The organism is Billgrantia bachuensis (genome assembly GCF_011742165.1).
In the GTDB taxonomy this organism is placed as follows: Bacteria; Pseudomonadota; Gammaproteobacteria; order Pseudomonadales; family Halomonadaceae; genus Halomonas; species Halomonas bachuensis.
Genome location: NZ_JAAQTO010000003.1, coordinates 51,676 through 63,398, shown reverse-complemented (window position 1 = coordinate 63,398; position 11,723 = coordinate 51,676). Strand labels below are relative to the sequence as shown.

At 63.3% G+C, this 11,723-nt stretch carries 11 protein-coding genes; 5 read left to right on the top strand and 6 right to left on the bottom strand.

From position 1 onward, the window contains the following. The first annotated feature begins 4 nt into the window (after positions 1-4). From HBJ55_RS01230 to HBJ55_RS01220, 3 genes are all read left to right on the top strand, one after another. Positions 5-1,972, top strand: coding sequence for a polysaccharide biosynthesis protein (locus HBJ55_RS01230; RefSeq protein ID WP_167110240.1), 1,968 nt, complete (start codon positions 5-7; stop codon positions 1,970-1,972). 134 nt (positions 1,973-2,106) lie between these two features. Then, the gene (gene glmS, locus HBJ55_RS01225) at positions 2,107-3,957 is read left to right on the top strand and encodes a glutamine--fructose-6-phosphate transaminase (isomerizing) (protein ID WP_167110238.1); all 1,851 of its coding nucleotides are present in this window, start codon (positions 2,107-2,109) and stop codon (positions 3,955-3,957) included. A 139-nt stretch (positions 3,958-4,096) separates the two neighbouring features. Next, entirely contained in the window at positions 4,097-5,395 is a 1,299-nt protein-coding gene (locus HBJ55_RS01220) for an O-antigen ligase family protein (RefSeq protein ID WP_167110236.1), read from the top strand. Here the strand turns inward: HBJ55_RS01220 and HBJ55_RS01215 are convergent. From HBJ55_RS01215 to HBJ55_RS01200, 4 genes are all read right to left on the bottom strand, one after another. Further along, entirely contained in the window at positions 5,355-5,975 is a 621-nt protein-coding gene (locus HBJ55_RS01215; protein WP_167110234.1) for an alpha-ketoglutarate-dependent dioxygenase AlkB family protein, read from the bottom strand. The genes HBJ55_RS01220 and HBJ55_RS01215 overlap by 41 nt on opposite strands. 4 nt (positions 5,976-5,979) lie before the next feature. Beyond that, the gene (locus HBJ55_RS01210; RefSeq protein ID WP_167110232.1) at positions 5,980-6,945 is read right to left on the bottom strand and encodes a M23 family metallopeptidase; all 966 of its coding nucleotides are present in this window, start codon (positions 6,943-6,945) and stop codon (positions 5,980-5,982) included. After that, positions 6,894-7,763 carry a 1-acylglycerol-3-phosphate O-acyltransferase, YihG family gene (gene yihG / locus HBJ55_RS01205; protein ID WP_167110230.1) on the bottom strand — a complete coding sequence of 290 codons (870 nt, stop codon included), beginning with the start codon at positions 7,761-7,763 and terminating at the stop codon, positions 6,894-6,896. Before yihG ends, HBJ55_RS01210 begins: the two co-directional genes overlap by 52 nt. 89 nt (positions 7,764-7,852) lie before the next feature. Next, positions 7,853-8,746, bottom strand: coding sequence for a LysR family transcriptional regulator (locus HBJ55_RS01200; RefSeq protein ID WP_167110228.1), 894 nt, complete (start codon positions 8,744-8,746; stop codon positions 7,853-7,855). Between the two features lie 135 nt (positions 8,747-8,881). On the opposite strand from HBJ55_RS01200, the gene HBJ55_RS01195 reads away from it, so the two are divergent. Continuing rightward, the gene (locus tag HBJ55_RS01195; RefSeq protein ID WP_167110226.1) at positions 8,882-9,583 is read left to right on the top strand and encodes a CoA transferase subunit A; all 702 of its coding nucleotides are present in this window, start codon (positions 8,882-8,884) and stop codon (positions 9,581-9,583) included. A gap of 68 nt (positions 9,584-9,651) precedes the next feature. Next, on the top strand, positions 9,652-10,311 hold the full coding sequence (locus HBJ55_RS01190) for a CoA transferase subunit B (protein WP_167110224.1): 660 nt from the start codon (positions 9,652-9,654) through the stop codon (positions 10,309-10,311). A gap of 175 nt (positions 10,312-10,486) precedes the next feature. On the opposite strand, the gene HBJ55_RS01185 is transcribed toward HBJ55_RS01190, so the two are convergent. Together HBJ55_RS01185 and HBJ55_RS01180 are read right to left on the bottom strand one after the other, a co-directional pair. Beyond that, entirely contained in the window at positions 10,487-11,254 is a 768-nt protein-coding gene (locus HBJ55_RS01185; RefSeq protein WP_167110222.1) for a VOC family protein, read from the bottom strand. Between the two features lie 142 nt (positions 11,255-11,396). Further along, positions 11,397-11,657 carry a GrxA family glutaredoxin gene (locus tag HBJ55_RS01180; RefSeq protein ID WP_167110220.1) on the bottom strand — a complete coding sequence of 87 codons (261 nt, stop codon included), beginning with the start codon at positions 11,655-11,657 and terminating at the stop codon, positions 11,397-11,399. Between the last annotated feature and the right edge of the window lie 66 nt (positions 11,658-11,723).

Sequence of the window (11,723 nt, the reverse complement as noted above, 5' to 3'; positions counted from 1 at the left end):
CGATATGCGAAATCTACTGCAATCCCTGTTCCGCCTGCCCAGACGGCAGAAGCGCACCATTCAACTAGTGGTCGATTGCGTGCTGATCGCGGCGAGCTTTCTGCTGGCCATGCTGCTGCGCCTGGAGGACTGGGCGCCATTGGTGGAGGTACGCACCTGGATGGCGCTGCTGATCATGATCCCACTGAGCCTGGCGATCTACGTGAGGCTTGGCTTCTATCGTGCGGTGATCCGCTATCTGGGCCCCAAGGCGATCCGCGCCGTGGTGATCGGGGTAGTGGTGTCGGCGCTGTCGCTGCCGCTGGCAAGCTATCTCTTCGCTCTCGGCATCCCCCGCAGTGTGCCCTTCATCTATGCCATGCTGGCGCTGCTGACCATCGGTGGGGTGCGCTTCGGGCTGCGTGCCATCTACCTGCGCAGCCAGATCCGCCACAAGCCGCGCGTGGTGATCTACGGTGCCGGTTCCGCAGGGCGTCAACTGGCCGTATCGCTCAGCCATGGCCAGGAGTATCTGCCGATCGCCTTCGTCGACGACGCCGTGAGCCTGCAGAATACTTACATCGAGGGTCTCAAGGTCTACCCGCCGCGCCAGCTGGGGTACCTGTCCGATACCTACGGTGCCGAACGGGTGCTGCTGGCGATGCCCAGCGTGAGCCGCGAACGCCGCCGTGAGATCCTCGCCGAGCTCGAGCCTCAGGGCTTTCCGGTACAGACGATTCCCGGCGTGGCCGATATGGTGACCGGGCGCGCCAGAATCAGCGAGGTCCGTGACGTGGCGGTCGAGGACCTGCTCGGGCGCGATCCGGTGCCGCCCAATCCCACCCTGATGGACGCCAACATTCGCGACAAGGAAGTGCTGGTGACCGGGGCGGGGGGATCCATCGGTTCCGAACTCTGCCGTCAGCTCCTGCGCCACGGCCCCAAGCGGCTGCTGCTGCTCGATCTCTCCGAATATTCGCTCTACCGCATCGAACAGGAGCTGCGCCGCATCGCCAAGGCTGAAGGGCTCGAGGTAAGCATCGAAGCGCTACTCGGCTCGGTGCAGCACCGCAAGCGCTTGACTGCGGTGATGAAGGCCTACGAAGTGCAGACCGTCTACCATGCGGCCGCTTACAAGCATGTGCCGATGGTCGAGCACAACGTGGTCGAGGGGGTGCAGAACAACGTCTTCGGCACGCTCTCTGCCGCCCGGGCGGCGATGGAGGCCGGGGTCGAGACCTTCGTGCTGGTGTCCACCGACAAGGCGGTACGACCGACCAACGTGATGGGTACCACCAAACGCCTGGCCGAACTCATCTGTCAGGCGTTTGCCAAGCATCAGGATGCCACTCGCTTCTGCATGGTGCGCTTCGGCAACGTGCTGGGTTCCAGCGGCTCGGTGGTACCGCTGTTTCGCGAACAGATCCAGGCGGGTGGTCCGATTACCGTGACCCACCCGGACATTACCCGTTTCTTCATGACCATTCCCGAGGCGGCTCAACTGGTGATCCAGGCCGGCGCCATGGCACGGGGTGGCGACGTCTTCGTGCTCGACATGGGCGAACCGGTACGTATCGCCGACCTGGCGCGCCAGATGGTGCGGCTATCGGGGCTGAAGGTGCGCGACGAGCATAGTCCCGATGGCGATATCGCCATCGCTTACAGCGGCCTGCGTCCGGGAGAGAAGCTCTACGAGGAGCTGTTGGTGGGCAATGACGTCGCAGCCACCTCGCACCCGCGCATCATGACGGCCCAGGAGGTGTTCTGGGAGTGGCCGCGCCTCGAGGGCTATCTCGACCGGCTGTTCGAGGCATGCCGCAACTTTCATCACGACGGTATTCGCAGCCTGCTGCTGGAGGCTCCGACGGCCTACCGGCCCGAGGGGGAGATCGTCGATCTGGTATGGCTGGAAAAGCGTCGTCGCGAAGCCCAGGCGGTGAGCGCGAAGATGACCGTGACGCCGTTGCGGCCGGTTCTGGAGCGGCACAGGTAGGGCGCACCTTCTGAAAAAACTGTCGGCCTGGGATGGCTGCCAGCCGGTCTCATCGCAGCCGGCGCATCGCACCGCGAATTCATTGCCTAGTGCTCACGGCACGAGGTCGTGGCACCGATCATGGAGAAGAGAACATGTGTGGCATCGTAGCTGCAGTGGGTGCGGACAATGTCCTGCCCATCTTGATGGAAGGTCTAAGGCGCCTGGAATACCGGGGCTATGATTCAGCCGGCGTCGCCCTGGTGGAGGCTCCCGGCAAGCTGGGTCGTGCCCGGGAAGTAGGTAAGGTGGCGGCGCTGGAGCAGCTGTTGTCGTCGTCATCGCTGACGGGCATGACCGGGGTGGCCCACACTCGCTGGGCAACCCATGGCGAGCCCAGCCAGGACAACGCCCATCCTCACGTGTCGGGCCGCATCGCCGTCGTGCACAACGGCATCATCGAGAATCACCACGAACTCAAGGCCGAGCTAACCGCACAGGGCTATGTTTTTACTTCCCAGACCGACACCGAGGTCGTGGTGCATCTGATCGAACATGAATTGCAAGGTCATGGAGAATTGCTGAAGGCGGTCGAGGCGGCGGTAGCGCGGCTCGAAGGCGCCTACGCCCTGGGTGTGATCGATGCCGACAGGCCCGATCGCGTAGTGGGCGCGCGCCATGGCAGCCCGCTCGTGGTGGGAATCGGCGAAAAGGGCTGCTACCTGGGCTCCGACCCACTGGCGCTGCTGACGGTGACCGATCGTTTCGTCTATCTCGAGGATGGCGATCTGGTGGAAGCCACGCGCGGAGGCTGCGCCGTATATGGGCTAGACATCGAGAGGCAGCGCGTCCCCGTGGTACGCGAAGTACTGCGCTACGAACATGACGACCAGGCGGTCGGCAAGGGTGAGTTCGAACACTACATGCTCAAGGAGATTCATGAGCAGCCGGTGGCCGTGGCCAACGCCCTGGAGGGGCGGTTGGGCAGCGATCAGGTGCTGATCGAGGCTTTCGGTCCCCAAGCCCGCCAGCTCCTCGGCAGGACCCGTCAAATCCATCTCGTTGCCTGCGGCACCAGCTATCATGCCGCCATGGTGGCGCGCTACTGGATCGAAGCGCTGGCCGGCGTACCGTGCCAGGTGGAGATCGCTTCGGAGTACCGGTACCGTGAGGTGGTGGCTCCTCCAGGCACGCTGCTGCTGACCCTGTCGCAGTCGGGCGAAACGGCCGATACCCTGGCCGCCCTGCGTCATGCGCGCAAGCGCCAGGGCGAGAACTACGCAGGGGCGCTGGCGATCTGCAATGTGCCGGGCAGCTCGCTGGTGCGTGAATCCGACCTCAGCCTGATGACTCATGCCGGCCCCGAGATCGGCGTGGCCTCGACCAAGGCTTTCACTACCCAGTTGACCGCGCTGATGCTGGTGACCCTGGCTCTGCGTCAGCTACGTGGCGGCGAGCAGGACCTGACGGCAAGGCTGGTGCATCGTCTGCGCTACCTGCCGACCCTGCTTGGCGATACGCTGCAGCTCGATGCCGAGATCGCCGAGCTGGCCCAGCGCTTCGTCGACTACCGGCATACCCTGTTCCTGGGGCGCGGTTCGCAGATGCCGATTGCCTTGGAAGGGGCGCTCAAGCTCAAGGAGATCTCCTACATTCATGCCGAAGCTTATCCCGCCGGGGAACTGAAGCATGGCCCACTGGCGCTGATCGATGGCAACATGCCGGTAGTGGCGCTGGCGCCGATGGACGAGTTGATCGGCAAGCTCAAGTCCAACCTGCAGGAGGTGCGGGCGCGTGGCGGTCAACTGGTGGTATTTGCCGACCCCGAAAGCGGCCTGGAACAGGAGGAGGGCATGACGGTCGTCAGGGTGCCCGGCTGCTGCCGCTTCCTGGCGCCCATCGTTTACACCTTGCCATTGCAACTGCTGGCCTACCATGTGGCGGTGGCGCGCGATACCGATGTCGACCAACCGCGCAACCTGGCCAAGTCCGTCACCGTCGAGTGAACAAGTCAGGGAACCGTTCGGATGCGGGCGACTCCACTATTCTTTGAGAGGTAATTTTCCAGTACGGCGCCAGGGGAGCCAGGAGGGCAGTTCCTCCGGGCGTCGTTGACGGCAGCGTATCAACGGATGAGCCATTGCCATGATCGAAGAAAATTCCTGTCGGCCGCTCCCCAGAGCCATGTCGCGTAGTGTGAAAGAGCAGTGCGGGGCCAGCTTGTCGGCTTTGGCCATGCTCACCTTGGGGGCGGCGACGTTGGCGCTGCCGTGGGGAGTACTCATCCTCGTGCCACTGCTGTTGCTGGCGGCAGCCTGGCTTGGCGAAGAGGGGCAGATCGATGCGTTTCCGCGACGCGAGGACCTGCTGCTCGTGGCCGCAATGGTGCTGCAAGGCCTGACCTGGGTCGGCATGCTCCTGGTGCATGGCGAAGGCACCGCTGGCCTGACCGAAGCCTGGCCCTTCGCGCTCGTCGCGGTTGCCCTGTTGGCCTTCGCCAGAGCCAGGGTTCCCGCCACCTGGCTGTGGGCGGGCCTGGCCTTGGGCAGTTTGGCGGCAAGTGCCTGGGCCCTCTGGCAGCGCGTGATCGAGGGGACGGCGCGTGCCAACGGTCACGAGCCGCTGCACGCCATCCTGTTCGGCAACCTGGGGCTGTTGATGGGGCTGTTGTGCTTCGCAGGCTTGAGTTGGTCGTTTGCCCGTCGCGATCGCTGGGCGTGGTCGCTGCTATTGATAGCCGGTGGCCTGGCGGGCCTGCTCACTTCGGCGTTGTCCGGTTCACGTGGGGGCTGGATCGGCTTGCCATTGGCCATCTGGGTGCTCTATCGGGGTCATGGTCGCCGCCTGTCGTTGGGCTGGCGGGTGACGCTGGTGGCGGCATTGATGGCGCTGCTGGGCAGCCTGTATGCGATGCCGCAGACCGGCGTGGCGACGCGAGTCGACAACGCGGTCAACAGTGTTCGCCAGTATGTGGCCGGCGATGACGAGATGACCTCGGTCAGTGCCAGGCTGGAAATGTGGCGAGGCTCTTCACAGCTGATACTGGAGCGCCCACTGCTGGGCTGGGGTAGCAGCGGTTACCAGGCCGCCATGCGCGAGCGCGGCGCGGAAGGGGAGCAGGACCCTGCACTGGGGCGTTTCTGGCACGCTCACAACGACATTCTCGATGCCTGGGTCAAGCGCGGGCTGCCGGGGCTGCTGGCCTTACTGGCGCTCTATTTCGCTCCGCTGTGGCTGTTCGCCCGCGGTGTCGGTGCAGGCTCGGGCGAACAGCGGGCACTGGCGGTGGCGGGTACCTTGGTGCCGGTCGCCTTCATCGACTTCGGCCTGACCTACAGCTTTCTTGCGTACCCTGATCACGACCCTGTGGGGTCTCTATCGCCAGGCGCGCTGACCCTGCGCCTCAGTGACGCTCGGCATGCGACAGGACACGGCGAAATGTGAGGCTGATGCGTAGCCCGGGGATGCGTCGTGGCAGCAGGGCGTGCTGCAGGCTCGACTGGCAGCCGGATCCCATCAGGAGCAGGCTGTCATGCGGCAGCCAGACGTTGAAAGCCTCGCCACTCCCATGTTTCCAGCGGAACCGCAACGGCCGTTCGCTGCCCAGCGTAACGGCGGCGATGACGGGGTCCTCGCCGAGCTCCGGCTCGTCGTCGCTGTGCCAGCCCATGCGTTCATGCCCGTCGGCATAACGGTTGAGCAGGACGCTGTTGAAGCCGGTTTCGATACCTCGAGACGTCAGCAGGTGGTTGATTCGCTCACGTATGGCGGCGACAGCCGGATGCCAGGCCAGCGGATGAAAGTCACGTCCCGAGTAGCGGTAACGCGCCTCGGGCTCGCCCATCCACACTTGATGGCGGGGAATCGGATGCTCACGACCATACAGGCGCAGACTGGGACGTTGCCAATCCAGCTCCGCTTCCAGCCTGGCCAGGGCCTCGCTGGCCTCGGGCTCGCCCAGCACGCCGCGGTAGCGATACAGCGCCGGCGTCACCAGCAGACGTTCCCAAGCCGCCGTCGCCATGGCGCTAACGCAGCACTCGGCGGGGATCGATCGGCTTGCCGCCGAGCCGCATGTCGAACAGCAGGTCGAAACGCTCCGCGGCATTGCTGAAGCCGACTTCACAGAGCGGCGTGCCGCGGGTGACACGCGCGCCGTCGTCTACCAGCAGGCTGTCGCATAGGGCGTAGACGCTCTGCAGGTTGTCGGCATGGTGCACGATCACTACGCGACCGAGCTGGCGCATGCTGCCGGCGAAGCGCACGTCGCCGTCGGCGACTGCCTTGGCTCGGGCGCCGCGGCTGGTGGCGAGCAGCATCGGCTGCAGTGTGCCATGACTGTCGGTGCCATAGGGGCGAACGATGCGGTAGTCCTCCAGCGGCCAGGGCCAGTTGCGTGCCGAGCTCGGCACCGAGCTCGGCGCGGCGGACGGCGTGGCGGAGCGCGCCGGGGCGCTGGTCGAACCGCCGCTCGAACGGTTGCTCGAGGGCCTTGCCGCCACCGCACCGGTCGAGCCGCGCAGGGGCACCTGAATAATCTGGCCCACGCGCAGTCGTGTCGGTGCGACACCGGGATTGGCCGATTGGATCCGCGTCGGCGTGGTATTGAAGCGCCGTGCGACCGCCGAGAAAGTATCGCCGGGGCGAATCTGGTAGCGGTAGGGGCCGCCAGAGGGGGCGCGTTCCTGCTGGGTCGGTATCAGCAAGCGCTGGCCGACCGCCAGCCGGTTGGGATTGGCATCCGGGTTGAAACGCTGCAGCCGAGCCAGCGGCACGTTGGCGCGGGCAGCGATGTTGCCGAGGGTGTCGCCGCGCTGTACCACGACCCAATTGCCGGCAATGCCGGAATCGCCGCCGCGTTGCATTTGTTCGCTGCGCTGGACGCTACCGCCCGGCGAGGCGCAGCCGGCGAGCGACAGCAGTGAAAGTACGCAAAGCAGTATCAGCGCGATTCGAGTGCCTGGTCTTTTTCCTGCCACAGGGCGTTGAGCCATGAGTGGAAGCGTTCCTTGTAGTGCGGATCGTCATGGTAGCGACTGTCGAGCATCCAGCCCGGTACCTCGAGACGGCGAGCCTGGAGCGTTATCGGCCCCTCGAGTCCGCACAAGAAGCCCCAGAAGGTCGGGTCCGGGTTTGCATAGTGCAGGGTGACGTCGAGGATGCCGTCGAGTTGCTCGCCTAGCAGGCTCAGTACCTGGGCGACACCGCCGGCCTTGGGCCGAAGCAGGTGGCGGAAGGGGCTATTCTGCGCGTCGCGCTTGGCTGGGGTAAATCGTGTGCCTTCAACGAAGTTGAAGATAGCCAGCGGCATTTCGCGGGCACGTTCGCACATGCGCTCGGTCGCCTTGCGGTCGACGTGCGCCAACTGCGGGTTGCGTTCGATCTGCTCGCGGCTGTAGCGGCGCATGAAGGGGTATTCGAGTGCCCACCAGGCAAGTCCCACGATGGGTATCCAGATGAGTTGTTGCTTGAGGAAGAAACGCGGCATCGGTATGCGCCGATGCAGGACCATGAGCAGCATGAAAATGTCGGTCCAACTGCGGTGATTGGAGACCACCAGCCAGCGCTGCTCGGGCGTCAGCCCGTCGGGCAGGCTTGCGTTGAGCTGGGGTTTCAACCAGTGGCGCATCCACCACAGGTTGCACCCTATCCAGTTCAGTGCCACGCCGTTCAGACCACGGAGCACGATCAGGCGCAGCCGACGCGTCGGGGTGACCAGCTTGAGCGCCGTCAACAGGATCAGGGGAACCGTCCAGAACAGGGTATTGACCACCAATAGCAGAACGCTGACGAGCCCTTTCAGGGTCGACATGCCTGACTCCTTAATCGTTGCGCCTTTGCTCTTTTGGGCGATAGCCGCACATGCTAATGGATCGGGCTCAGGCTGCCCAGCACCTCGTTTCACGCAGGCGGTTCGCACAGGGTCGTCTGCAGCACCTCGCGAAGCGCTCGCGCTGCGGTTGACAGCTCCTGGCCCGCACCGAGCACCACACCCACGGTACGGCGGATCTGTGGAGCGTAGAGCGGTACGCAGCGTGCGCCGAGTTCATGCATCTGTTCGCGACACAGCGAAGGTACGGCGCTGGCGCCCAGGCCGCTAGCCACCATACGCCCGACGGTGGCGAGCTGATGGCTCTCGAAAGCCACCGGAAGCTCCGTTTGTTGGCGCGCCAGCGCCTGTTCCAGCAGGATGCGCACCATGGATGGGCGCTGCAGGGTGATGAAGTCGTGTCTGAGCAGAGCCTTCCAGTCGATCGATTCGGCCTCGACGAGGGGCGAATCGGGGGGCAGCACGGCAACGAAGGTATCGTCGAACAGCGGCAGAAAATCGATGCCTTCACGGGTTTCCGGCTCGAAGGCGATGCCTAGCTCGACCTGCTGATGGCGCACCATGTCGATCACTTGCTCGTTGATCACGTCGTGCACCGTTACGTTGACCCGGGGAAAACGCTCGCGAAAACGTCTCAGCGCACGAGGCAACCGGTTGCAGGCGATGGAGGGCATGGCGGCCAGAGCCACGCGGCCGAGCTGGAGAGTGAAGCGTTGCCGCAGCAGCTCCTCGGTATTGTCCCAGTCGGCCAACAAGCGCTTGGCCAGTGGTACCAGTACTTCGCCTTCCGGTGTGAGACGGACGCTGCGTGTGCTGCGAATCAGCAGTGCGCCGCCCAAAGTTTCCTCGAGCCCCTTGATGGCAAGGCTCAGCGCCGGTTGCGACAGGTGCAACCGCTCGCAGGCTTGAGTGAAGCTGAGGGTCTGGGCGACGGCGAGAAAGGCGCGAAGCTGCTTGACGGTCATGACGGATGGCCCATTTTATAAATAATTCATATCAATTGATAAAAAAAACAAACTTAACAAATATATTGGGCGGATCAACACTGATCATGTACCGTCATTTCTGTATTCCATTTCACAACAAGACGAGGCTTTGCGATGTCCGGATTCGATAAGCGAGTGTACTCCTACGAAGAGGCAATGGCAGGCATCGAAAGTGGCATGACACTGGTTGCCGGGGGCTTCGGCCTGTGCGGGATCCCCGAAAACCTGATCGCCGAGGTCAAGCGCCGCGGGGTCAAGGACCTGACCGTCATCTCCAACAATTGTGGCGTCGATGGCTTCGGCTTGGGCGTGTTGCTGGAAGATAAACAGATCAAGCGTTTCTATGCTTCCTATGTGGGCGAAAATGCCCTGTTCGAACAGCAGATGCTCAACGAAGAGATCGAGGTGATCCTGACTCCGCAGGGTACCCTGGCCGAGAAGATGCGTGCCGGCGGTGCGGGCATTCCTGCCTTCTATACCGCCACGGGCTACGGCACACCGATCGGCGAGGGCAAGGAAGTGCGCGAATTCAATGGGCGGCATTACATCCTCGAAGAGGCATTCCACGCCGATTTTGCCATCGTCAAGGGCTGGAAGGCCGACCGTTACGGCAACGTGGTGTACCGCGACACCGCCCAGAACTTCAACCCGCTGGCCGCCACCTGCGGCAAGGTCACCGTGGTGGAGGTTGAGGAGATCGTCGAGCCGGGTGAGCTGCGCCCCGACCAGATCCATACGCCGGGTATCTACGTCGACCGTATCATTCAGGGCACCTTCGAGAAGCGCATCGAGAAGCGCACCGTGCGCGAGGGCTGAGCCCGCCACCGCTTCCAGGCCGGCTGCGGCCGGTATCGCTTCTCCACCGAACACAAGAGGCAAACAAGATGGCACTGACTCGTGAACAGATGGCACAGCGCGTGGCGCAAGAATTGAAGGACGGCTTCTACGTCAACCTGGGAATCGGCATCCCGACTCTGGTGGCCAACTATGTCCCGGAGGGTATCGACGTAATGCTGCAGTCGGAGAATGGCCTGCTCGGTATGGGACGCTTCCCCACCGAGGACGAAGTCGACCCCGACATGATCAATGCCGGCAAGCAGACCGTGACGGCCCGGCCCGGGGCGGCAATCTTCGATTCGGCGGAATCCTTCGCCATGATCCGCGGCGGCCATGTCGACCTGACCGTGCTTGGCGCCTTCGAGGTCGACCAGGAAGGCAACATCGCCTCCTGGATGGTTCCCGGCAAGCTGATCAAGGGCATGGGCGGCGCCATGGACCTGGTGGCTGGCGCCGAGAACATCATCTGCACCATGACCCATGCTTCCAAGCATGGCGAATCCAAGCTGCTCGAGAAGTGCACACTGCCGCTGACCGGCGCCGGCTGCATCAACCGGGTACTCACCGACCTCGCCTATCTGGAGATCGAGAACGGCAGCTTCATCCTCAAGGAGCGCGCTCCCGGCGTCAGCGTCGAGGAGATTGTCGAGAAGACCGCCGGCAAGCTGATCGTGCCCGATCACGTGCCGGAAATGACCTTCGATTGAGGCATGAGCGGTAGCGCAAAGGCCTGGGCAATTTGCCTGGGCCTTTTCGTTTCAATACGTGATGATTTTATGATCAGTGTGAGCGACACGCGTCATTCTTGGGCCGCGGGTGCTTGTCACAGCGTCTTGCACAGCGTTATCCACAGATTCTGTGGATAACGCGACGGTCACTGGCTCAGGTAAGCTCGCAACGCGTGTGGTGGGGTAGCAGCAATTCCACGCTGCGCTCATGGTCGCTGCTCAGACGTTTCTGGATCAGGGCCAAGCCACCCAGGCAGATGCGATGCTCGTCACCCTCGGCGAAGGCAAGGCGCCGCGAGCAGGTGGGGTAGAAGCGATACTGGAGCAGCGGTGATACGGGGAAGACACCATGGTGGCGATCTTCACTTCCCGAGAGGCCAGCCTCGAACAAGGCGGCGTCGAGGGCTTCAAAACTGCTGCCGAGACGTTCGCAATCGAAGCCGGCGTGATGCACGCTCGGCCCCATGGCGGCAATCCAGGCTGCCAGGGGGTGTGCGTCGTGCAGCGTTCGATACATATCCCAACTGGGCATGGCCCAGGGGCGGCCCCGGCTCAGCAGATTCTTGCCGCGGGTATCCTGAGGATGCGCGTGGCTGACCAATCCGGCAAGCTCGTCACGCGGCACACGCGATAGGCTGCTGAGCTGGAATTCTGCCAGCACCAGCCAGGTGCCGTTGTCCGGCGGTGCCAGCAGGGACACCAGCAGGCCACGATCCGCCATGGCGTAGCGATGCACGGGACGATAGCCGAGATGACCCAGCGTCGGCAGCAAGTCATCGGCAGCGAAGGGAGGTTGGTTGAGGGTGAGAAGCGTCAAGTACTCGACCGGCGCATCCGTTGGCCACAGACGCAGCATCCCCACATCCGGATGATGATGAATGTAGTCGAGCCAGAGCTGCTGGAGGAATTCTTCCCTTTGCATCGTGCCGTTCCTATTGTCCAGATGCGCTTGCGCATTAGACCTCAGTATAGGGGCTGGTCAGGAACGGCTTTCAACGCGGGAAGAACGTTAAACGTGAATTGAACGCAGAAGGCAGGCCGGGACACTGTCCCGGCGCTGGCCGTCATGCCATCAGGGCATTTTCGCGCACGTATCGGTCGAACTCGGTGAAGCCGCCGACGTGGGTCTGGTCGATGAACACCTGTGGTACGGTCGAGACCGGCTTGCCGATGGTCTTCTCCAGATCGGCCTTGCTGATGCCTTCGGCCCAAATATCCACGTAGCGATGCCCTTCTATCACATTGGCACTTTCCAGGCTCTGGGCGAGCTGCTGAGCACGAACGCAGAAGGGGCAACCGGGACGACCGAAGATGACCACGAACATAAAAAGCTCTCCTGAAGATAATTTCCTGGGTGGCATTGTGACGGATGGAAGGACAGGGGGCCAATA

Excerpts from the sequence above, each read along its gene's own strand:
- HBJ55_RS01230 (WP_167110240.1), top strand. The coding sequence starts at position 5 with ATGCGAAATCTACTGCAATCCCTGTTCCGCCTGCCCAGACGGCAGAAG.
- glmS (WP_167110238.1), top strand. The coding sequence starts at position 2,107 with ATGTGTGGCATCGTAGCTGCAGTGGGTGCGGACAATGTCCTGCCCATC.
- HBJ55_RS01220 (WP_167110236.1), top strand. The coding sequence starts at position 4,097 with ATGATCGAAGAAAATTCCTGTCGGCCGCTCCCCAGAGCCATGTCGCGT.
- HBJ55_RS01215 (WP_167110234.1), bottom strand. The coding sequence starts at position 5,975 with ATGGCGACGGCGGCTTGGGAACGTCTGCTGGTGACGCCGGCGCTGTAT.
- HBJ55_RS01210 (WP_167110232.1), bottom strand. The coding sequence starts at position 6,945 with ATGGCTCAACGCCCTGTGGCAGGAAAAAGACCAGGCACTCGAATCGCG.
- yihG (WP_167110230.1), bottom strand. The coding sequence starts at position 7,763 with ATGTCGACCCTGAAAGGGCTCGTCAGCGTTCTGCTATTGGTGGTCAAT.
- HBJ55_RS01200 (WP_167110228.1), bottom strand. The coding sequence starts at position 8,746 with ATGACCGTCAAGCAGCTTCGCGCCTTTCTCGCCGTCGCCCAGACCCTC.
- HBJ55_RS01195 (WP_167110226.1), top strand. The coding sequence starts at position 8,882 with ATGTCCGGATTCGATAAGCGAGTGTACTCCTACGAAGAGGCAATGGCA.
- HBJ55_RS01190 (WP_167110224.1), top strand. The coding sequence starts at position 9,652 with ATGGCACTGACTCGTGAACAGATGGCACAGCGCGTGGCGCAAGAATTG.
- HBJ55_RS01185 (WP_167110222.1), bottom strand. The coding sequence starts at position 11,254 with ATGCAAAGGGAAGAATTCCTCCAGCAGCTCTGGCTCGACTACATTCAT.
- HBJ55_RS01180 (WP_167110220.1), bottom strand. The coding sequence starts at position 11,657 with ATGTTCGTGGTCATCTTCGGTCGTCCCGGTTGCCCCTTCTGCGTTCGT.